The sequence below is a fragment of the Treponema ruminis genome (genome assembly GCF_014201975.1).
In the GTDB taxonomy this organism is placed as follows: Bacteria; Spirochaetota; Spirochaetia; order Treponematales; family Treponemataceae; genus Treponema_D; species Treponema_D ruminis.
This window is the reverse complement of record NZ_JACHFQ010000001.1, coordinates 320,140-342,658: the sequence shown is the minus strand read 5'-3', so window position 1 is coordinate 342,658 and position 22,519 is coordinate 320,140. Positions and strand designations below refer to the sequence as shown.

The window sequence follows — 22,519 nt, the reverse complement described above, 5'->3', positions numbered from 1 at the left end:
AAATAGTGAATAAGTTTATGCGTATTCGCACTGCTTTTAAAGGAGCATTAATATGGAAGAAAAATTCGATTTTACTGTTGAACAGCTTGGCGAGTGTAAAGTTCCTTCGCCAATCGAACTTTCAAAGGAACATGGTGATTTCCGTGCAAACTATGTAAAGGACACTTCTTTTGTTCGCTATAAGGTAAATGTTTTTGATGCAGACTCTACAGAAAATGAAAGAACAAAAGGCAATCTCATGCAGAAAGCCGGCCCTCGTGAATTTATTTACTTCAACCCGGCTCATGTAAACGCAGGTATCTGTACTTGTGGCGGCCTCTGTCCTGGTCTCAACGACGTTATTCGTGCCGTAGTTCGCTGTTTGTGGTATCGCTATGGTGTAAAACGAATTCGTGGTTTCCGCTATGGTTTCAAAGGTTTCTTCCCAGAATCAAATTATGACACAATCGAACTCACTCCAAAAGTAGTTGATGATATCCACAAGAACGGTGGTACATTCCTCGGAACAAGCCGTGGCGGTGGCAACCGTGTTGCTGACATCGTAGACGCAGTTGAGTCTTTGAGCATCAACATGCTTTTCATCGTTGGTGGTGACGGTACTCAGCGTGGTGCTCTCGACATCGCCCGCGAAGTAGAAAAACGCGGTCTTAAAGTTGCTGTTGTTGGTATTCCAAAAACTGTTGATAACGACCTTCTCTTCATCGACCGCTCATTCGGTTTCGAAACAGCTGTTGAAAAGGCTCGCGAGGCAGTAAATGCAATCCACATGGAAGCTGAGTCACAGATTAACGGTATCGGTGTTGTAAAACTCATGGGCCGTGAATCAGGCTTCATCGCTACTTCTACAGCACTTGCAAGCCACGAGACAAACTTCTGTCTTATCCCGGAAGTTCCTTTCGATATGGACGGACCAAACGGCTTCCTTGCTCACCTCGAAAAACGTCTTGAAAAACGCGGTCATGCAGTTATCATCGTTGCTGAGGGTGCAGGTCAGGAGCACTTGCAGTCAACAAACGAAACAGATGCTTCTGGAAACAAAAAACTTTCAGACATCGGCGTATTCCTCTGCAACAAAATCAACGAATACTTCGCTAACAAGCATATTCACGTCAACCTCAAATACGTTGACCCAAGCTACCAGGTTCGTTCAGCTGTTACAACTGCAAACGACTCTGTTTACTGCGAACGATTGGGTAACAATGCCGTTCACGCAGCAATGGCTGGTAAAACAAAGTGCGTAGTTGGTCTCGTTCATGACAAATACGTCATCATCCCAACAGAAATGGTAACACGCAAGCGAAACACAGTCGATCCAGAAGGTGCTTTGTGGCGTGACGCTCTTGATGCTACTGGTCAGCCAATTCTCATGGTTAACAACATCCAGTCAGTTATCGAGCACATGAAGAAAACTGCTGAAGAAGAAGAGAAAAAGGCTCAGGCAAAGAGCAAATAATCAATCTTAAGCTGTAAATGAAAAAGCTGTCCGAAAGGACAGCTTTTTTTGTGCATAAGGATTGTTTGGATAAGTCAGATAATGATATTTCTTGTTATCGTGATAGCCTGCATGTCATTACCTGTTTGACCCGGTAATTTTTTACAGCTTGTCAATCAGCATAGAACACTTGCCTGAAGGAATTGGAAGTGTCTTTTTCTTTTGATCCAGAATATTGATTGTGAAGTAGTAAAGCTTTTCGCTTTCCATCTGAATTTCCCAGCCGCGTGTACTTTTGTGGCTGAGGATTGTGATGAGGTTGCGTTTGAGCGAGAGCTTTTCGATACCCATGATTTCGAGGTTTGGAATAATCCAGTCAACAGTTTTGCGTGGGAGGGAAATAGAAAGTCCGATAACGTTTTCTATCATGAGGGCAACAGTTGAAAGGCCTACAGAAATCATGCAGCGTTTGTAAGGGAAGTTTTCGTCGCCGGTTTTTGATGCCGGTCCTTCTTTGTTTGGAAGGTATGCTTCGTACAAATCGCCCTTGCTTCCGTCGGCAGGCTGGAGTGCTTCGAGGATGAAGTAGAGGTGGCGGATTGCACATTCGCGAGCCAGGTCGAAGCGCTGGTACTTTTCGAGACCCTTGATGATTACAAAGTTCATTGCCGGATAGACAGAACCGTGATATCCCTCGCCGTTTTCGCTGTATTCAGGATGATCAACGCTCAAAGACGGGAATGGGTGCTCTGTGCCGAAAGTGGCAGGATTTGAAAGGTGAGCAACCAGTGCGTCTGCTTTGTCGGCGTTTGGAATTTCTGCGAGCAAAGGCCAGAATCCTGCAACTGTTTTGTGAGGAAGCTGCTGTTCGTCTTTATCAAGGTCGTGGTAGAAGCCTGTTTCTGCGTTCCACATGTACGAATTGATGCGGGTTTTGAGGCTGAAATACATGCGCTTGTACTGGAAGCTGAGGTCCTTGTCGTTGAGGATGTCTCCCAGAGAACTCATGTTGAGCGCGTTGATTGCCATGCAGGCGTTGAAGTCGATTGGATAGCAAGTGCCGCCTCGTGGAGAATCTTCCATGCCACATGCTTTTGCCGGAACTGCGTAAAGACCGTTTTCTTTTTTGAAGTTGGCGTCAATCCAGTCCATGTATTTTTGGAGAACCGGCATGATTTCCTTGACGCGGCGTTTGTTTGCGAGTTTGTGATAAAGATTGAATTCGGCCCATGCGAAAAGTGGCAGACCGATTCCTTCCGGGTTTTCGCCGTCTACAACTGGAGCTCCTGTTTTGAGGTCATACTTCCAGCGGATTGCACCAGATGCTTCCTGTTTGTCGTAGATATAATCGAGACTTTTCTCGGCGGCATAATTCTTGTTTGAATAAACCAAAAAGAAGGTTGAGAAAATTGATTCTGCTTGACCAATTACCGGCTGTGTTTTGTTGGGGTAAATGAAATAACCGTCAGGAGATACCTCGCCTGATTTTGGGTCTACCCATGAGTCTGCCAGCCAGTTCCATGTCTTGTCGTAAATGTCGACAAAATCCTGGTCATAAAAGTGAATCTTAGGAAAATCTTTCTTGCTCACAAAAACTCCACGGCTCTTTAAAAGAGCGACTAATTATATTATAGCATATATTTTTAAAAAATGTGCATAAATTTAGAAAAAATTGAGATTTTTATTATAAAGCTTATACTATTGCCCGTAGGTCAGCCGGACAATTTCTGTTTCTGATTTATGCCGTGATTTGAGGAAAAGCGCATTCTTGGTGTCATCGTAGATGAAGCCCGAAGAATTGTATGATTCAAATCGTGGGTCAGAATGGAATGAAAGGCCGTAAATTTCAATTTCACTGAATGAAATGATTCCGTTGACGATGATGTAGTTTATCTCGTTCTTTGGGAAGTTGATTGAAATTGTAGCGCTGTTGGCCTGTGCTGAGTAAGAAATTGAAGGAGCGCAGGTCCATGCCCAGATTACGCCGCCTGGAGTTCGTGAAAGAACCTTGTTATGCGGGTAGAAGGGGTTGTCCACAAGGATCGGGTAAACGTCGGCCATCGTAATTGAATCAAGGGAATTCAAGGAAAGAATTGAGTTGATGATTGCATAGCCGGCCTGTGAATATTCAGAAGCGTTGTTGAAATCACCCCAGCGGATAAGGGAATTGCCTGTCAAAATTGCCAGATAATTTGAAATCGTTACGTCTTTTGCGGTGAGGGTTAAGAGCGAGTCATTAAGGACGCAGGCTGACTCGATGATTTTGAGACACTTTTCGACTGAAGGCAAAAGAATGTCAGCATAGCTTGAGTGAAGTGAAGAAAGGCGGAGGTAAGTGTTCAAGACTCCTGTTGCCTGAGACAATTTTACCTGAGCGGCGGTCGATTCATCTTCGAAAATTCGTGACGGAAGGGCGAGCAGGCTTCGGAGATTTGAGCTGTCAGGAAGAATATTGATGTAGTCTGCCAGCTCGTTCACGCTGAAAATTGAAAGTGATGAAGACTCGATTGCGTTTGCGACCATTTCTGCCATGTTGTTTGTGTACATTTCAAGAGTAGGGTACATACTTGTGAGGGTGTTGAAATATGGTGCAGAAAGATAGGTGCGTTTGTTGCCCTTTTTGAATGAATCAGGTACATTTTCCACGGCTTCGGTATAGCGGCCCTGGGAAGCCATCTCTGCGACGTAGGCAATGACGCTTTTTTCTGATAAAGTTTGATTGTTTTTGATTGATTCGCTTACGGAAGTGACAAGATTGCTGCGCAAAGACCGGATGTTTGTATCATAAGTTGATTTTTGTGCTATAATCATGTCCGAATCTATGCTTTCAAAGCTGAACTCTATAGAAGGATTGTAAGCCACATAATTTGCAACAAAATTCTTTGATGAAAGGAAAATCGCGTGCTCATCAATTGATGATGCGGTAAATGCATAAGTGAGATTCTTTGAGTTGAGAATGAGTTTTGTGCGTGTTTTTTCAGTAACTGAAAAGCCCGAAGATGGTTTGTAATTTAAGTACAGGCCGGAAGATTCTGGCGGAAGACTTGCCGTGATTGAGAATGCGGCGGAAGAATCAGTTCCTGTGACTGCAAATGTGAGTGAAACCCCTTCCGTAAAATTAAAGGTATAGGAAAGCGGATTTCTTTGCTCGTAAGAAAGCAGGGTGAGGTTCTTTTTGGTCTGGAAGCCTTCTTCCGGGGACAGGTAAAGCTGTGCTGGATTTACTTCGTCGGCAATAAAAGAAATGCCTTTAAAAGCTACCTGGAGAGAGTTTTTGAGGGAAACTTCACCAGCTTCATTTTGCGACTGAGCGAATGAAATTGAAAGTAAGCCGATATTTTTGGAAACAACAGATTCATTTCTAAATTGGAGTACGAAAATTCCGATAATTATAATACTATAAAGAACGATAAGCCCGAACGATTTTCTAAATGGATGTCTGTACATTTTATTTATTTTATCAGATTGGGCACTGAATGTCGAGTTTAAGGAAGAAAAATGAAATTTACAAAAAAAACAGCCCTCTTTATCCTGATTGCTTTTTTTGCTTTTGCTGGCAGTCACGCTGCCCTTGCGGCCTCAAATGCTGAGGTTCAGTTCGTGCAGAAGCTGGAATCAGTTCTTTCAAAGGGGAGCCTCGAGGACGCCCTCGCACTTTTTGATACCATGCCGGCAAATCTTCAGGAAGACGTTGATTTGAACAGCCTTCACGCTTCCCTTCTTCTTTCTGCCGGAAAAACTGGTGATGCCGAGAAAATCGCAGTCAATCTTCTTACAAAAGACCCAAAAAATATCGACGTTCTCCTGCTCAATGCGATGATTGCAAAACAAAAAAGGAACAATGTCAAAAAGCAGCAGTACCTCAAGCAGATTCTTGCAATTCAGCCTTATAATCCCGACGCCAATATTGAACTCGGAAACGAGCAGGCTGTAAAACGAAATTACCGTAATGCCCGCGACTATTACCTCAAGGCCATCAAGGGTGACCCGAACAACATCGAGGCACTTTTTGGCCACGGAAAAATGTCTTATTACCTTCAGCGCGATGATGATTCAAAAAAGAGCTTCAATAAAATTCTTTCTTTGGATCCTAACAATGCTCCTGCCTGGTCATATCTTGCAAAATTCGAGTCTGAGTCCCGACATTTCAAAAAGGCCGTGGAATATGTCTCAAAGGCAATCGAAATCGACCCGACAAACAGCGATTATTACTTTGATTTGGGAAATTTCAACCGCGAGGCCGGAAAATACTCTGAGGCAGAAAAAGCCTGGACAAAGGCAACCCAGCTTGATCCGGACTATTTTTTGGGCTACGCATATCTTGCCGGCGTTTATGACGAGCAGAACAAATTTGATTTAGCCTACGAGAACTACAAAAAAGTCATTCAGAAAAATCCGAACTACTACTACGCCTATGAATCAATCGGAATGCTGGCCTGGCACTCTGGAAATTACCCTGAATCACGACAGGCTTTTGAAGCGGCCTACAATGCAAATCCAAACAACACTTCTTACGCCCTCATGATTGCGGCCTGCCTGCAAAAAGAAAAAAAAGTACAGGACTGTAAGAAATTCACTGAAAAAGCCATGAAGCCTTTGGACAGGAATTCTTTTGAATATCTTTCTTTGCGTCTGATTCACGACATGACAGGCGAGTCAACTTTGACCCTCAAAATCCAAAACGAAGAAAGCAAAAAGAAAAAGGGAAAATATCTTTATTATCTGGCGCTTTATTGGGCACTCAAGGGAAATGACAGCCTGGCTCAGAAATATTATTCCGAAGTAACAGAAATAAAGGGCGCTGACTTCTTTGAATTCCGTCTGGCTGAATGGGAACAGATGGCGAAATAGTTAAAAATGACGGAGAAAAAAAGTGTCTCAAATAAATTTGAATCTTAACGGAAAAGAAATTGTTTTGCTGGGGACGGCGCATGTTTCTCAGCAGAGTTGTGATGAAGTAAAGGCCGCTATTGCCGCTAAAAAGCCTGACTGCGTGGCCATTGAGCTTGATGAGCAGCGTTATGCTTCCTTGAATGACAGTGAGGCCTGGAAAAATCTCGACATCATTAAAGTTTTGCGTGAAAAGAAGGGCTTCTTGCTCCTTGCAAACATAGTGCTTTCAAGCTTCCAGAAGAGGATGGGCGCGAACGTGGGCGTAAAGCCTGGCGATGAAATGCGGGCTGGAATTGATGCCGCAAAAGAACTTGGAATTCCCTGCGAAATGGTTGACCGTCCGATTCAGACGACACTCCGCCGTGCATGGGCAAAAAACTCGGGCTACGGAAGGATAAAGCTCCTTTCGGCTTTGTTTGCGAGTGCGGCTTCAAAAGAAGAAGTGAGCGGCGATGAAATTGAAAACCTCAAGAACAAGAGCGAAATGGACGGAATGATGGCTGAGCTTGCGGACTTCATGCCGGGCGTAAAGGAAGTTTTGATTGACGAGCGTGATTTTTATCTTGCGGCCCACATCTGGGAAGCCGTTCAGAAGGAAGAGCGCAAAAGCGTAGTCGCAGTTTTGGGCGCAGGACATTTGCCGGGAGTTCAGGCACATCTTGAAAAGATTGCGGCAGGAAGTGAAAACACTGACACAGAAGAAATAAGCTCTCTTCCAAAAAAGAAGGTCGGGGCAAAAATAATCGGCTGGGCAATCCCGGTTGTTATCGTAGGCTTGATTGCAGCAGGATTTGTATTCGGCGGCATGAAAAAGGGCGCTGACTTGCTTAGTGCCTGGGTAATCTGGAATGCGGTTCTTGCGGGAATCGGTGCGCTGGTTGCAGGTGGACATCCGCTCACGATTTTGATGGCGGCAGTTGGAGCTCCCTTTACTTCGCTCTGTCCGCTTGTCGGCGTGGGAATGTTTGCCGGAATCGTTCAGGCCTTTGTCTGCAAGCCGAAAGTAGCCGACATGGAAAGCATGATGGACGACGTTTCAAGCGTAAAGGGCTTTTACAAAAACCGTCTGCTCCGGGTTTTGCTGGTCTTATTCCTTTCAAGCATCGGAAGCTCAATCGGCACCTTCGTTGGCGGTTCTTCGATTGTGGTGAGCATAGTTTCCTTTTTCAAGGGATTGTTTGGAAAGTAAACCGAAAATTTGAAAGTCGACAAAAAAGCCCCGCAGGATTTATTCCTTTCGGGGCCTTTTTGTGTCATTTTCTAATATGAGTAGTTAGATAATGTGACTTCCTTGTCTTTATATGAAGAAAGTTCGTCTGGCATCTCTGTGAATGTGAGGATTATTTTGCAGTTTTCTGTGCCAGTTCCCTCAGTTTTGTAAGTGCCCTTGATTGTACCGATTTTTTTGTATGTTTTATTACGGTTACTATCTCGTTCTACCTTAAAAATTGTAACTTCGAATGAGTCAGTGGTAAAAGTCGGACAGCCTACGTATTTTAGACTGCTATCATTTTTTTCGATTTCAATTTCAAGCTGGTTTTCATCAAGATAGATATAAAGTCCAGACGTGTAGTAGTAGAAATTCCCATTTGTTGGAAGCTGACCGTTGAAGTATGCGTCAAGTTCAATTTTATTACCAGAGATTTTGTATTTGTAGGTGCGAGGCAGAGAGAATTCGTTGTTCATCATTGCCACTTCATATTCTGTTGCATTGAATCCATACTGTTTTATTTTGCTAATGTATTCGCTGGAGCTTGACCACGAAACTTCTTGGTTGCCATTGCTTGTTTTTATTTTTGTAAGGGCAAGATAAATCAGGGATTTGTCAGCATCATAGGTGTAAGTGTGTGTTTCTGTGCCTTCATTAACTCCATTGTATGTGTCAATTGCTTCTACTGATGTGCCGTTGTCACTGAATTTGTATGTCTTAGTGTGACTTGACCCATAACCCCTATCAAGAGTGAAAGTCTTTCCTTTGAATGGGTTTTCACCACTTGATTCTGGAAGTTTGACTGGAGAAACCTGAGTACCGCCAGAACCAGAGCCACCACCAGAACCAGAGCCTGAGCTGTCACCGTCGCCACTTGAACATGCGGCGAAATTGAAGAGGATTGCAGCTGAGAGCAGTGCAAATGAAATTTTCTTAAATGTTTTTTTCATATTAGTCTCCTGTTGTTAAAAGCGGACTTAACTCTCAACTTTAAACTTACTATACAAAAAAAAAGCATTTTGCCAACGTTCCCTTTAAGAGATTCCTTACTTTTAAATAATTTTCGTAACGATAAGATTTTATCTTGTTTCTATAGATGAAAACTTAAATGATTTTTGGTAGAATGCAGCTATGAAAAAAGTTTTTTTGGCAGGGATTTTTTCTTTTTTCACAATTTTCTCAGGTTTTGCAGAGTCAAATCTGCCGGCCCTTCTTTTCGGCTATCTTAAAAACGACCTCACCCTTCAAAAATACACGCTGACGGCTCAGAGCAAGGCGCTTGATTACGATTCAACAAAAATTTCAAACGGCATCGCCCTTACCCTTTCGACAGGCACGGTAAAGATTCAGTCTTCGGCGAACGGAACAAAATACACTTTCACCCCTTCTGCTTCCCTCGCTCTTCCCGAACTGAACGACACAAAACTTACCGCAAGTCTTCCGATGACCAAAAAATCCGGCTATGAATCAGCAAATAATATAGAAGAAAATGGCACATTCCTTGACAACGGCAGCGTAAAGCTCAGCACGGGAATCGTCACTTCGGCTCCCCTCAAGCGGAAGGTCACGCTTTTGCAGGCTGAGCGCGCCTACATTGAGGCTGAGCGGGCTGCCCAGAATCAGGCTCTTACGGTCGAAAATGAATTCTACACGAACCTTAAAAACCTTTACAATTATGCGACAAAAGTCCTCACTGCAAGAAATGACCTCTACGACGACGAAATTGACTTGAAAGTCCTGACGGCTCAGGGCTACAGCAAGACGAGCGCTTCTTACCGGCGGAAATATCTTGAAATTCAGAGCGACAGGCGGAATGTCTTTGAGTCGCTTCGAAAACTTGAGAGGGAGACGGCGATTTTTGCAGTAAAGTGCGGTGCCGAATACGAGCAGGTCTTTAGTCCTGAAAATTTTGAGAAAATGAAGCCCGAGGAAATCGGAAATGCTGCTTTTGAGTCGGTAATGGCTTTTCTTCCGGCGGAAATTCCAGGCGTTGAAATGGAAGACGTGCTTTCCTACAAATCAGAAGACTACACAAAGACTGAAAATGCCGTTTGGTCAAAATATATCAGCGACATGAAGCGAAAAAGTGACTATTCTCTCGAAGTGGGGGCTTACGGCGGCTACACTTTCAACGAGACCAGCTCAAAATTCGACACGGTTGACGGCGGAATCACTTTTGACTGGCGGGGAATTTCTGCGAGTGCAGGCGTTTCACTTCCGACCGGGCAGAATCTTTTTCCTTTGAACGCAAGCACAAGCGGTCAGACTTCAAAATCACCGGTCTACACATTTTCACTCACGCTCACACCGAACACATGGCGGCTTGCCTCAATCGACAAAAAGCAGGACGAGCTGAACGAAAAAATCGATGAAATTACGGTAAAATCAGCGGCAGACGATTACGATACTGCGGTTTTGGACAAACTCACCGAGCGGGGGGATTTGCGCTGGTCTGGAAAATCCTATGCCGAAGAATACGAAATGTACTCGCAGCTTGAATACGACATGGACAAATGGCTGGCACAGGGCAGCGTAACAGAAAGCGACTACCTTGATGCCGCAAACAGCCGTGAAAAGGCAAGAATGAATCTTCTGATAAACGCGGTTGAAAAAATCATCTATAATAATAATGTTAAACTGATGTTCGTAAGGGAAAATGAAAACGGAAAAGCTAAAAATGAAAATTAAACTTGATAAGAAAAAAAAGATTATTCTCGGCATTGGAATTGCGCTTTTGCTTTTGATTGTGATTCTTAAAATTTCACGGCGCGCAATGGAAAAGAGGGCTGCTTCTTCTCAGGCGGTTTACCGGGTCCGAAAGGAAACTTACGAAAACGTGATTGAAATCGCAGGAACTGTTGCGGCGGCAAAATCACAGACCTTGAAGTCACTCAATGACGGAACGGTCGTTGGCGTTTACAAAAAAGAGGGCGACCACGTTAAGGCTGGCGACCTGATTGTCCAGCTGGACGACACAGAGCAGCAGTACAATCTTGCAAACCTGGACTACGAAATTTCGGTTGCAAGGCAGAATCAGACGGCGGGAAAGCTCAAGCTAATGGAAACCCACAGAACTTCGCTTGTCCGCAAGGTCGAGGACAGGAAAATCGTCGCCACTTTTGACGGAATAATCGCAAGCCTGGACGTTGATCCCGGCGATTATCTTGAGGCAAAGGACTCAATCGGCACGCTGGTTGACACAAGCTATCTCACCGCTGATGTAGAAATTGCCGAAACCGACGTTTCAAAGCTCAAAGTGGGTCAGAAGGTTGATTTCACCTTCCCGGCTTACAGCGAAAAAGTTGAGGGCTATCTTGTTTCATTCCCGGCAATCGGTGAAGTGACCAGCCGAGGGGCGACAATCGTAAAGGCAAAGGTCCGGATTGACAACGTTCCGTCGGGTGTCCTGCCGAATTTCAGTTTTTCGGGCAAAATCCAGATTACGGAGCCGGAAAACAAGCTCGTGGTCGAGCGTTACGCAATCGGACGTGATAAGGGCGTGGCATTCGCAGAGATTATAGGTCGTGACGGAAAGACGACAAAGGTTGAAGTCACGGTTGAGCCATACGGACTTGAATATGTAAACGTAATTTCGGGGCTTTCCGGTGGTGAAATGCTCAAGGCCCAGAGTGATTCGTCAAAGAGCGGCAGAATGAGCGTAACGAAGAAGGGGCAGAAAGCCGGCAATAACAACAGGAACAACAGAAATCAGGGCGGAATGATGGGACCGCCACCGTTCTAAATTGAAAGTTGAAAATTGAGGAGGGGGAAGTCTCCCCCTGCGCGTCCACTTCGTTGGCCGCTACCCTCTCTGCGGGCTCAGACGCCGCCCGCAACGCCCGCTTTTCAGGAGATTTATGTCAGAGCCGGTAATATTCATGGAAGATGTCAGAAAGATTTACTCGATGGGGGAGCAGGAAGTTCATGCCTTGCGCGGGATTTCTTTTTCCGTGGAGCAGGGGGAATTCATGTCGATAATGGGTCCTTCCGGCTCGGGTAAGTCGACTTGCATGAACATGATTGGATGCCTTGACCGGCCCACAAGCGGAATCGTTAAAATCGGCGGGCGGGAAACGGCAAAAATGACTGAAAAGAAACTGGCGGAGCTGCGCAACAAGACAATCGGTTTTGTTTTTCAGCAGTACCATCTTCTGCCGACCATGACAGTGCTTGAAAATGTAATGGTTCCGCTCCGCTATCAGGGAATTGAGCGTGCCTTGCGACGTGACATGGCACTTTCTGCCCTTGAAAAAGTGGGCTTGAGCGACAGAATCAACCACCTTCCGAACGAGCTTTCAGGCGGTCAGAAGCAGCGTGTCGCAATCGCGCGGGCTACGGTCACAAAACCTGCGATAATCTTAGCCGACGAGCCGACCGGAGCCCTGGACTCAGCGACAGGCAAAGCGGTTCTGGAACTCTTCGGCGAAATCAACAGCACAGGAACGACAATCGTAATCGTCACCCACGACCCGGGAATCGGAGCCAGCACAAGGCGGTGCGTTCGCATTCTGGACGGAATGATTCAGGGGGATGAAAAACGGTAAGTATTTGACACAGATAAACACGGATGGACACAGATGGGGCGTTGCGGGGTTGCCCCGCAGAAGGGGTAGCGACCAACGAAGTGGGCGCGTAGGGGAAGGCTTTCCCCTTCCCAATGGAGATTTTTTATGCTGGAAGATTTTTGCGACATCCATGTCGTGACGAGTTTTCGACAAGCAAAAACTCGCGGTCAACTTGCTTTTCGCCACATCCGTGTGGCAGTTTAGGTAGATATGATTGAAGATTTTATAGATGCGTTAAAAAATTTTGCGCGGTCTAAGACGCGGACTTTTCTCTCTTTGCTGGGCGTTATTATTGGCGTGGCTAGCGTTATTATCATTACTAGTATTGGGGCCAGTTCTACTAAGCAGATTCAGAATCAGTTCGGCTCTTCGGGGCTTGATTTGGTAAGCGTGAGTTCGGGCGGCTGGATGAGGCGGAATCGGGATGCCGTTAGCGTGAAATTTGACGAAGCGCTTCGTAAGGACATGTTCGACAGTGTTAAGAACATCAAAAAAATCTGGTACAAAAATTCCGTGAACTTTTCGGTTTCTTATGGCGAAACGACCGTTTCTTCAAATGCGACGGCGATTGAACCGGGATATCTTGAAATGTACAGTCTGGAACTCGATACGGGCAGCTATTTTACCGTGACCGACGACGTTGCGGGCAGTCAGAAAATGATTATCGGAAGCGAGGTGGCATCGTCTCTTTTTCCGGACGGAAATGCCGTGGGCAAGGGCGTGATTGTCTCGGCTTCGAAGGTGCCCTTTGCTTTTACTGTCGTTGGCGTGCTTAAGGAGCAGTCGGCGGGAATGGAATCCACAACAACAGGAATCTACATTCCTCGCGGATTTTACTCAAAGAAAATCAAGCCGAATCCAACGGCGGACACAATCATGGTTCAGGCGACCGACACGAGCCGTTGTTCCCAGCTTGTGACGGACATAACTTCTTATATGACAGAGAAATCCGGAACTGAAGGAAGCGTGAGCGTAAATTCGATGCAGACCATGATCGAGCAGATAAACAAGGCAATGGCGACCCTTTCACTCATGCTTTCGGGAATCGCCACGATTTCGCTTTTAGTCGGCGGAATCGGAATTATGAACATCATGATAGTCACTGTGACGGAACGCAAGCAGGAAATCGGCATCAGAAAGGCGCTGGGAGCAAGTCCATTTGCAATCTGCCGGCAGTTTCTGGTAGAAAGCGCAAGCATCACTCTTTTAGGTGGCGCCCTGGGAATCTTACTCGGAATCGCGCTGAGCCTTGCAATTGAATATGTGTCTACGGAGCTGCCCTACGCAATCAAAGTCTCGGCGTGTTTTGTTTCCTTTGTGTTCAGCGTGTTCGTAGGAATTTTCTTTGGACTGAGCCCCGCGGTAAAGGCAAGCAAACTGGACCCGGTGGAGGCACTGGCGGGGTAGGATTCTTTCTGCTATACTTCGCTCATGAAAGAGTTCACTTACCAGACAAATGGCACATGTGCCAGAGTAATTCATTTTGAAAAAGACGACGAAAACAGAGTTTATAACATTTCGTTTGAAGGCGGCTGCAACGGCAATCTAAAGGCAATCGCCAAACTCTGCGAGGGCATGAAAGCCGAGGAAATTTCTGCAAAACTGGCCGGCAACCTCTGCGGAAACAAAGGTACATCCTGCGCCGACCAGCTGGCAAAAGCGGTGATGGAGTAAGAGGTCTTTAGGCCAGTTTCTTCAGCAGCTCCAGTTCTTTTGCGTACATTTCGATTCCGCTTTTCCAGAAATCTTTTGTCGTGATGTCAAAGCCGGCTTTTCGGCAGAGATCTTCACAGCTCATGTTTCCTGTGTTTGAGAGAAGTTCTGCGTAGGTTTTTGCGAATTCGCTTCCTTCTTTCTGGTAGCGCGCGTACAGTCCAGCGGCAAAAAGCTGTCCGAATGCGTACGGGAAGTTGTAGAAATCGAGTCCGGTTGAATAATAGTGAGACTTTACTGCCCACATGTATTCGTGACGTTCGCTATTGAGGCCGCTTCCGTATGATTTTTCCTGGGCATCTTTCATTAAGCGGCAGAAATCTTCTGAATTTAGCTCGCCCTTTTCTCGTTCCTCAAAGACGCTTCTTTCAAAGTAGAAGCGGCAGAGGATGTCGACTAAAACCTGGCTTACATCTTGCAAATCCAAGTCAAGAATCTGAATCTTTTCGCTTTCCGTGCACTTTGAAATCATGTCCTGCTTTACGATTGTTTCGGCAAAGGTTGAGGCGGTTTCGGCAAGTGTCATCGGATATGAGAAAAATGCACTTGGTTTTCCCTTCATGCATGAAAAGTGGTATGCATGTCCGAGCTCATGTGCCAGCGTGATGATGTCGCTGAATGCGCCAGTGAAGTTTGTCATGATTCGGCTCTGGTGACCGAATGCAAAATCCTCGTCGTAGGCACCGCCGACTTTTCCGGCACGGACTTCTGCGTCAATCCATTTTTCTGCGAAGGCTTTTCTGGCAAAGTCACCCATTTCCTGGCTGAAAGAAGAATATCGTTCGATTATGTAATCGCGTGCCTCGTCGAAAGACCATTCTTTTGAAAGAAGTGAGTCCCCGGATTTTTCAGAAGTTTTTGACATGGGGGCAAAAAGGTCGTAGAAGGCAAGACCATTTTTGTCGCTGCTTTCTGTGAGCCCGTTTTTGTGAAGATAGTCCGCTTTGAGTCTGAAATATTCGCGCCACATCGGAAAGCTTTCTTCGATTGCACCAATAAGGGCGTCCAGAGTCTTTTGAGAAAGGCGGGCAGATGAGAGCGAGCGGTCGAGTGCTTTCTGCCATTTTCGGCGGCGGTTGAGGGTGAGCGTTTCGCCCTTGAGGTTGTTGAGGCAGGCTGCAAAAGCGATTTCATTCTGCTTGAGAAGGGTAATTTCCTTTTCGTAAGAAGATTTTCGGGTTACGGCGTCTGCTGAATAGGCATCATTACGAAGTTCGTTGAAAGTTTTGCCAGTTTCTGAGTCCTTGAGGTTTGAAATCAGCTGTTCATGAAGCCTGTCCCATGCGTCTCCGCCTGTCTGCTGAAGCTCGCCTGCAAGTTTTTCACATTCCGCGCTCATCTGATGCTTTGTTTCTTCGAGAGTTTCGTTCAAAAGGTAGCGGTAGTCTTCAAATTCCGGGAAGCGCTTGTAAAAGTCTTCGAGACGACCGGAATTTGCAAGCAGAACTGACTTAAAGCTCAAATCCAGTTGCCTGTAACGGAGTGTGAGGTTGTCAATCTGCGCGATGTTGTTGAGGAAAGCCGTGTTCGTGGTGTCTACGGAATAAATTATGTAGGCGTAGGCGTTCAAAGTGCCGCAGAGGGATGAAACTTTTTCGTCTGCTTCCAGAAAGCCCTTGAGCCAGACCGGAAAATCAAAATGCTCGTTCGCCTGAGTGATGAAAGTGCGAGCCGATTCCAAAAGTGACTCAAGGTTTTCCATGCCGGAAGTGAATTCCGCAAGAGCCGACTTGTATTCAGAAGAATTTATAGAAGAAAAAAGTGAGTCCAAGTTCCAGCGGGGAACTGGATTTCGGGAATTTGTGCTGTTCATAAGGGTATTTTAGCACAAAACTGGCGGAATTACACAAGAAACACGGATCAGATTCCTGCATTTTTCAGCATGCCGCGGAGTTCCTGCTTCCAGCGTTCAACAAAAGATTCCGGTGCGATTGGTTTTGCGTTTACCCCTTGTGAAAGAACCCATTCAAGAACTTTTGTTGATTGGGATGAAGAGAAGCAGATTGTCGTTGTATTCTCTTCTTCGATTTCGTAGAATTCCTGATCATCAGCCCAAATGCAGTCTTTTACAAACTGGCGGGCATCATCATAAAAATCGATTTCATATTTGACTTTTTCCGCTTCCTTGAATGCACCGAATCTTCCGCCGCCACAGCGTGAGGCAAATTCAAAATCTTCCGGCAGCTCAAAAGTCCGTCCGGTGTTTTCAAGATTCTTCATCCGGGAAAGATTAAAAAGTCTTTCGCCACCTTTTCCGCCGTCCGAATTTTCATCAAAACCGAAGACAAAATACATTCCTTCCTGCAACAGAACCTGATATGGCCTCAGCATTCTGTGCGTGGTCTCAGTTCTCCATCTTCCGTTGTAATCAAATTTTATGATACTGTTTTCCTGCAAACATTCAATCACGATGTTCCAAGCATCTTCATTCATCACAGCTTTTGGAAGAGGCGGGGCGGCTACTCGTTTCAAAAAATCTGACTTTCCGATTCCCTGTGAGTCAGAAAGCATATTTATAATAGAAGAAATTTCCTTGTAAATCGGGCTACCTTCATATTGCGAAAGAAGCTGCTTTGTAAGGGAAAGAGTCAACAGGTCTTTTTGAGAGACCATGTTGAGCGGCATGTCAAAGTTCTTCGAATAATAGTAGCCCCGGTGTGCGGCATCGTATTCAATCGGGGCTTCGAACCTGTCCCTCAAGAATTCTATGTCGCGGCTGATGGTCGGAACGGAAACTTCGTTGTCATAAGCAAGCTGATGAGTATTCGGGTAACAGCCTGATTTTATCTTCGTATGGATTTTTGATAGTCTTTCAAGCATCAAATGATTGTCGATACGGCGTTTTTTTGTAGGCATAGTTTCTTCCCCCATTAGAGTTGATTTAGTTCACATTATAGCACAGGCGGTCTATCAAGGCATGATAGATATTTTGTTTTAAATTGGTATTTCCTGATAATCAACTTTTTTAATTAAAAAAATGAGATGTCTATCACGCTTTGATAGTTCTATAGTGCTACACTATATCCAAGAGGTGAAATTATGGAATATTTTGCAATTGATTTTGAGACAGCCAACCAGTATTCAAACAGTGCGTGTTCGATTGGTGTCGTCCGTTTTGTTGACGGAGAGGAAAAGGACAGCGTTTATTCCCTCATCAAGCCTGCGAAAATGTATTTCAGACCAGATTTTATCGACATTCACCACATCAGCTATGAAGATGTTCGTGACAAGCCGTACTTCCCGGAGGTCTGGCAGAAAATTATTGAACCTTTTCTGGGAGCGGCCAAAGACAAGCAAATCAATTTTGTCGCTCATAATGCCCGCTTTGACATGGGCGTAATCAAAGGTTGCTGCGAGTATTTCGGAATGCCTTTGCCACAGGCGAATTATGCCTGCACCCTTCAAGCCGCCCGAAAAGCATGGAGCGAATTAGACTGTCACAGACTCACTTTTTTAGCCGATCACTTCGGAATTGAATACGATGCTCACAATGCCCTGGACGATGCCCGAACCTGCGGAAAGATTTTTTCAATGGCGGCAGAAAAATTGAATTGCAGCTGTGAAGATTTGTTTTTTCAGCAGGGATTCTGCAAGGTGCTGGGGGAGGAGTGAGATTTTTAAAATAGTAAATTGGTCAATCGCAGTTTGATAGTTCTGTTATGTATAATTTTTTCTGGAGACTAACTATGGAAAAAGAAAATGAAATTACGGAAATTGCAAAAACAGAATCAGGATTCTGTACTTCTATAAATGAAGCTCTGAATGCGACTCTAGATTGTATAGAGAAAAAAGCAAAAAAACGTGATATGAGTGAAACATTGCAAACAGGTTTTGGTAATTTAGATTTTCATAAAGGAGAGTTGATTATTTTAGGAGCCTGGCCATATATTGGAAAATCAACATTTGCGATTAGTTTAATAAAACAGATTGCTGTAGATAATAAGAATGCAGTTGGATTGATAATACCAGGAAACTTTGATAACTCACAAGTAAGTGAACGAATGATTTCGATGTGTTCTTATATACCGATTGAAAAAATACATAACGCAAAATTAGAAGACTCAGATATAAAAAAAATACACGATGCAGCAACCAAAATATATGATTCTCCACTCTATTTCATGAATACCCCCAACTGTAGCTTAATAGATATTAAGATTGCTATAGAAAGCATGGTTAAAAAAAAGGCAAAGCTTATTGTAATAGAGGGTTTTGAATTTTTGGAAGAATTAGTTGATTCTGAACCAGAATGGTATCGAGCTTCAATAGAAAGTATCCTTAACAACCTAAAAGCTTTAGCGATGGAATTTGATGTTCCAATTATGATTGTAATGGATTTACCACGCCCTGAAGACGCTTGCGAACCACGCCTAACAGATTTCAAGAAATATATGATTATTCCAAGAATCGCTGATAAGGTTTTATTTATCAATAGATATAGAAATAAAGATAACTTCATATGTCAAGAAGCTAAACTTATTATTGCAAAGAATAACAATGGTTCAACTGGAAATATCGCTTTATTGTATCAAATACGGACAGGCCTATTTCTTGATAGAGCTAGAGATTTAGAAGCTGTATAACATGTGTGCTTTTGTACAGTCTTTACTTGCACGTACTTTAAGTACACCAACTTTATTTTGCTTTTAAGAAAGACAGGTTGTATTATAAAAGGAGAAGGAAAATTATGAGTAATTTGATTTATTCCGTAAAAGAGATTTTTACTGACTATCTAAATGACAATAACTTCAATATTCCTGAGTATCAGCGGGGGTATAAGTGGACAAAAGAAGATGCAAAGAATCTTCTTGACGATTTGGAAAAATTTGAAGCTGCTAACAAAGATTCCAATTCTTTCTATTGCTTACAGAATATAACCATAGTGCCCGAAAAAAATATACTTAATGTTGTTGACGGCCAGCAGCGTCTTACAACTTTGTATATTTTGTTGTCATATTTGAAATATGGTATAGAAAAAAATGAAATTCCAGAGTTTAAGGGAAAACTTGAATACTCAATACGAAAAACAACAGGGGATTTTCTTAAAACCGACCTTATAACGAATAATTTTTGGAATAATGAGGTAGACCCTTCAAAAAGCAAATATCGTGACGAATACTACATCCGTGAAGTTGCAAAAGCCATAAAAGATTGGTTTGCTTTGCACTCTTTGTCTACAAACACAATCTTGAACCGCTTAAAGCTGATTGTAAATAAGCTTGATGGAAAAGCAGAAGAAACGATTTTTGCAAATATCAACGGTGGTAAAGTTCCTCTTGATGGAGCTGATTTGGTTCGTGCTATTCTTATGACAAAATCAGCAAAAGAGAAATTTGCCGAATTTAAGTCTATTGAAAAGACAAATGAATTCAGAGTCCGAATGGGAATGGAACTCGATGAGATAAACAGATGGTGGAGTAATAAAGATGTAAAAACATATTTTGAACAGTTTTTGCCAAACTCAACTGAAAATGACACAAATTTCAATCAGGACAACTTCCCTATCAATCTGCTTTACAAACTCTTTTATGAAATTTATAAGAATCAGATAAAAGATGAAAAAGGGAAAACTTTAGAAACGCAAACAGCATTCTCTTTCAAGTTCTTTGAATATGGAACTAATTTTGATGATAATTCAAAAAATGACTATTACGAAATGTATCAGAAGATTCTTTCCCTGCATCTGACATTAAAAGACTGGTACAATCATCAGCAGATTTATCATCTTTTAGGTTATTTGGTTTTCAATTTTAAGGAAAATGGTGTTTCATTAAAACTAATCTGGGAAATCTGGAATAATTCTTCTACAAAACAAAAGTTCATTCAGTCATTAAAGAATCTTATAACAGAAAAACTCCTGAACCTTTCGGATCAGAAAAATAAAAATCAAGAAATAGATAATTTAAAAAAACAGATAACAAGCATAGATTCTGATTGGTATGACAGCAATTTAACTGAAAAACTGCTTCCTCTGATGGATGTAATTCATTATTTAGAACCCAAAAGAACTGAAAGATTACGAGTAGATTATTTCAGACTTGCAGATGAAGACAAAGAACATATTATGTGTCAGCATCCGCGTAATGATAAAAATGAAATCATCACTAGAAGTAAATCAGAGGTTGAAAAATATCTAGATTCTTTATTTAAAAACGGAAGTGATGAAAAAAAAGATACGGAAAAATTGGATGAACTAAAAAAATTACTACCAATTAATAATAATGATGAAGTATCTATTGAAATCCAAGAAGAAATAGATAAAGAGTTGCATAAATACTGTTTGAATTCAATTGGAAACATAGTTCTCTTAAATAATAGTGTAAACAGAAGTTATAGCAATGCATTATATAACGAAAAAGTTACACGGATTGTTTCCGAGTTTTTCAATCCAAAAGTATACATTCGTCCATTCACAGCCAGTGTATTCCTGCAAAAGGATAGTAAAACTATAAAAGACAATTGGCATTGGGGAATAAAAGAAATCCAAGAAAACGCAAACAACATCAGCAAAAAAATATCAGAATTTTTAGGATGGGAGAACAAATAATGGAACTTAAAGAATTTACTATAAAAGAATTACTGAGCAATTATAAACTTATTATCCCGGAGATTCAGCGCGAATATGTCTGGGGAAGAAATGAAGCAGTTCTTGGAAAATTTCTATCAGAATTGAACAATAGTTTATCGAAGTCCGTATACTCGAAATCATTAGAAATTACGTCCCAAACTAACATTTATGATTTGAAAAAGCAGCTGGAAACAGCTTTAACGGAAGTAAATGGCGTTTATGAAACAAACATCGGTTTTCTATATTCTTACGATGCCGGAAATGACGAGCATTATATTATTGATGGACAGCAGCGTTTGACAACAATTGTCTTATTGCTCTTTTTCTATTCTGTGAAAGAAGATAAAAAATCAGATTTTATAAATTTACTTAACACTTCTAGAACTCTTATGAATTTTTCATATCGAGTCCGACCTTTGACAGAGCAGTTTCTGATTACATTGTTTAATGATGAAAACATAACTGAAGAATCTTTCAAAAATCTAAAGGATTCAAAGTGGTATGTTTCTGATTATGACGGAGATACCACAATTACATCGATTTGCAAATTATATGAATGGCTGTCTACTAAATGTATTGAAAAGGAATTTCAAAACCTCAATTACAATTCTTTGCTTAACCGCGTCAAGTTTTACTATTTCGATGTTCAACAGACATCACAGGGTGAAGAATTATACATCACAATGAACAGCCGTGGCGAACAGCTCAAAGACAACGAACAGATAAAGCCTTATATCCTCGAAAAAGTAGAAAACGAAAAAACAAAAGCTTGTGCAAAAGAATGGGAAGATTGGGAAGAGTTCTTCTTTGAAAGACGTGGTGAAAACTCTGTTGAGTCAATAGATATAGCAATAGAAAATATCATCAAAATCGCTTTGGAATTAAAAAAGTGTAGAGAATATGATAAAATAAACGCGGCAGAAGACTCAAAAACTGTTTCCTTTGAAGAAATAAAAAATGTCTATGTACCAATATCGGAAGTGATAAACTCAAGTAGTGATAAAATTGATGGAATCAAAAATCTTGGAGTGAAATCAGACAAAGATGAAAACAAAACACCTGAAATAATTAACTTTCTCTTTTCTAAAAACAGACAAGAACGAAAGTTGTTTGCTGTTGAAGCCGTCATTCGTATGTTACAGCTTGGTTATAAACTTGAAAATGAAGATGATGTTAAGAATATATATCGAATGCTACGTTTGATACATAATTCTTTGAATTACGGTGTTATGAATCATATACCACTGTTGATTTTTTTGAATAATTTGAAAAAGGATGAAAACCTTTATAATTATCTTTTTGGCTTATCTGAAGAAGAAATAAAGAATGTATTTATAAATGAAAACAACAAAGAAGAACTTTATAAGCTACAGGCAATAGTAAATAGGGATGCCTTAGAGGAAAAAATTAAAGAAGCAGAATCTCTAAATGTTTTTGATGGAAAAATTCATTTGCTTTATCGAGATTCATCTCGAAATATTTCATGGAAGAATTTAAGTGAAAAGATTACAAAGGCAAAAGAATTATTCAATGAATTTGGCAATGAAACAGTGAAAAAAGAAAAATACATTGATTTTGTTTACACCTTTATCCGATCATTTGATAATTGGGGACAATTGTATGGCTCTTTCTTTTTTAATAATAGTTTGAAGGATTATTGGCATAAATATCTCACAGATTATAAATATCTCGTTCCATTGACAAATATACTTCTGAACGAAAAAAATATCGTAAATGGTTATTCCGATGAAAATACACAGCCCATTCTTGATTTTTTCACTAATAAGGACAATATCATTTCCATCATAAACCAAATGCCGGGAGGTAGACTAAACTGGTATTCAGGGCGACTTGCCTTTTATCCTTATGGTGGTAGTTATGATGCAATTCTTTTTGATTGGGGAAATTTCAAAAGAAATCAAGATTTGAATGATTTACTTAATAAAAAAATAATTTCATTAAATGATGGAAAAATAAGGATAGGAAATTTTTTCAAAGGATGGAATATTACTTTTTCATATAATAATAAAGAATATGTCTGGACTTGGCAAAATGAAATAAAATGTGGCTCAGATGTTGTTCTTAAAATAACTGATGATAAGGATGTCAAAAACTTTTTCAAGTTATAAAATAAAAAT

17 protein-coding genes are annotated in these 22,519 nt (G+C 42.1%); 12 read left to right on the top strand and 5 right to left on the bottom strand.

What is annotated here, in order from left to right:
* Nucleotides 1–52 precede the first annotated feature (52 nt).
* Nucleotides 53–1,453: an ATP-dependent 6-phosphofructokinase gene (locus tag HNP76_RS01330; RefSeq protein ID WP_184656684.1), complete on the top strand. Its 1,401-nt coding sequence runs from the start codon at nt 53–55 to the stop codon at nt 1,451–1,453.
* A gap of 141 nt (nt 1,454–1,594) precedes the next feature.
* Here HNP76_RS01330 and HNP76_RS01325 read toward each other — a convergent pair whose 3' ends face one another.
* Both HNP76_RS01325 and HNP76_RS01320 read right to left on the bottom strand, forming a co-directional pair.
* A complete protein-coding gene (locus HNP76_RS01325; protein ID WP_184656682.1) occupies nt 1,595–3,022 on the bottom strand; it encodes an MGH1-like glycoside hydrolase domain-containing protein in 1,428 nt (475 codons plus the stop codon).
* Nucleotides 3,023–3,130: 108 nt separating this feature from the next.
* Nucleotides 3,131–4,879: a hypothetical protein gene (locus tag HNP76_RS01320; RefSeq protein WP_184656680.1), complete on the bottom strand. Its 1,749-nt coding sequence runs from the start codon at nt 4,877–4,879 to the stop codon at nt 3,131–3,133.
* A 51-nt stretch (nt 4,880–4,930) separates the two neighbouring features.
* Here HNP76_RS01320 and HNP76_RS01315 point away from each other — a divergent pair, with 51 nt between their 5' ends.
* On the top strand, nt 4,931–6,283 hold the full coding sequence (locus tag HNP76_RS01315) for a tetratricopeptide repeat protein (RefSeq protein WP_184656678.1): 1,353 nt from the start codon (nt 4,931–4,933) through the stop codon (nt 6,281–6,283).
* Nucleotides 6,284–6,305: 22 nt separating this feature from the next.
* A complete protein-coding gene (locus HNP76_RS01310; protein ID WP_184656676.1) occupies nt 6,306–7,514 on the top strand; it encodes a TraB/GumN family protein in 1,209 nt (402 codons plus the stop codon).
* A 71-nt stretch (nt 7,515–7,585) separates the two neighbouring features.
* On the opposite strand, the gene HNP76_RS01305 is transcribed toward HNP76_RS01310, so the two are convergent.
* On the bottom strand, nt 7,586–8,485 hold the full coding sequence (locus tag HNP76_RS01305; protein WP_184656674.1) for a hypothetical protein: 900 nt from the start codon (nt 8,483–8,485) through the stop codon (nt 7,586–7,588).
* A 181-nt stretch (nt 8,486–8,666) separates the two neighbouring features.
* Between HNP76_RS01305 and HNP76_RS01300 the strand changes: the two genes are divergently transcribed.
* The 5 genes from HNP76_RS01300 to HNP76_RS01280 all read left to right on the top strand — a co-directional run bounded on the left by HNP76_RS01300 (nt 8,667) and on the right by HNP76_RS01280 (nt 13,774).
* The gene (locus HNP76_RS01300; protein ID WP_184656672.1) at nt 8,667–10,223 is read left to right on the top strand and encodes a hypothetical protein; all 1,557 of its coding nucleotides are present in this window, start codon (nt 8,667–8,669) and stop codon (nt 10,221–10,223) included.
* Nucleotides 10,213–11,277 carry an efflux RND transporter periplasmic adaptor subunit gene (locus HNP76_RS01295; protein WP_260309024.1) on the top strand — a complete coding sequence of 355 codons (1,065 nt, stop codon included), beginning with the start codon at nt 10,213–10,215 and terminating at the stop codon, nt 11,275–11,277. The genes HNP76_RS01300 and HNP76_RS01295 overlap by 11 nt, the downstream gene beginning before the upstream one ends.
* Nucleotides 11,278–11,392: 115 nt before the next feature.
* A complete protein-coding gene (locus HNP76_RS01290; protein ID WP_184656670.1) occupies nt 11,393–12,079 on the top strand; it encodes an ABC transporter ATP-binding protein in 687 nt (228 codons plus the stop codon).
* A gap of 231 nt (nt 12,080–12,310) precedes the next feature.
* Nucleotides 12,311–13,507, top strand: coding sequence for an ABC transporter permease (locus HNP76_RS01285; protein WP_184656668.1), 1,197 nt, complete (start codon nt 12,311–12,313; stop codon nt 13,505–13,507).
* A 24-nt stretch (nt 13,508–13,531) separates the two neighbouring features.
* On the top strand, nt 13,532–13,774 hold the full coding sequence (locus HNP76_RS01280; protein ID WP_184656666.1) for a TIGR03905 family TSCPD domain-containing protein: 243 nt from the start codon (nt 13,532–13,534) through the stop codon (nt 13,772–13,774).
* A 7-nt stretch (nt 13,775–13,781) separates the two neighbouring features.
* Here HNP76_RS01280 and HNP76_RS01275 read toward each other — a convergent pair whose 3' ends face one another.
* Both HNP76_RS01275 and HNP76_RS01270 read right to left on the bottom strand, forming a co-directional pair.
* Nucleotides 13,782–15,626 carry a M3 family oligoendopeptidase gene (locus HNP76_RS01275; RefSeq protein ID WP_184656664.1) on the bottom strand — a complete coding sequence of 615 codons (1,845 nt, stop codon included), beginning with the start codon at nt 15,624–15,626 and terminating at the stop codon, nt 13,782–13,784.
* Between the two features lie 47 nt (nt 15,627–15,673).
* Nucleotides 15,674–16,669: a helix-turn-helix transcriptional regulator gene (locus tag HNP76_RS01270; RefSeq protein WP_184656662.1), complete on the bottom strand. Its 996-nt coding sequence runs from the start codon at nt 16,667–16,669 to the stop codon at nt 15,674–15,676.
* Nucleotides 16,670–16,852: 183 nt separating this feature from the next.
* Here HNP76_RS01270 and HNP76_RS01265 point away from each other — a divergent pair, with 183 nt between their 5' ends.
* The 4 genes from HNP76_RS01265 to HNP76_RS01250 all read left to right on the top strand — a co-directional run bounded on the left by HNP76_RS01265 (nt 16,853) and on the right by HNP76_RS01250 (nt 22,510).
* Nucleotides 16,853–17,425 carry a 3'-5' exonuclease gene (locus HNP76_RS01265; RefSeq protein WP_184656660.1) on the top strand — a complete coding sequence of 191 codons (573 nt, stop codon included), beginning with the start codon at nt 16,853–16,855 and terminating at the stop codon, nt 17,423–17,425.
* A gap of 74 nt (nt 17,426–17,499) precedes the next feature.
* Nucleotides 17,500–18,396, top strand: a complete 897-nt coding sequence (locus tag HNP76_RS01260; RefSeq protein WP_184656658.1) for a DnaB-like helicase C-terminal domain-containing protein — start codon at nt 17,500–17,502, stop codon at nt 18,394–18,396.
* A 104-nt stretch (nt 18,397–18,500) separates the two neighbouring features.
* A complete protein-coding gene (locus HNP76_RS01255) occupies nt 18,501–20,360 on the top strand; it encodes a GmrSD restriction endonuclease domain-containing protein (RefSeq protein ID WP_184656656.1) in 1,860 nt (619 codons plus the stop codon).
* On the top strand, nt 20,360–22,510 hold the full coding sequence (locus HNP76_RS01250) for a DUF262 domain-containing protein (RefSeq protein WP_184656654.1): 2,151 nt from the start codon (nt 20,360–20,362) through the stop codon (nt 22,508–22,510). The genes HNP76_RS01255 and HNP76_RS01250 overlap by 1 nt, the downstream gene beginning before the upstream one ends.
* The last annotated feature ends 9 nt before the right edge of the window (nt 22,511–22,519 follow it).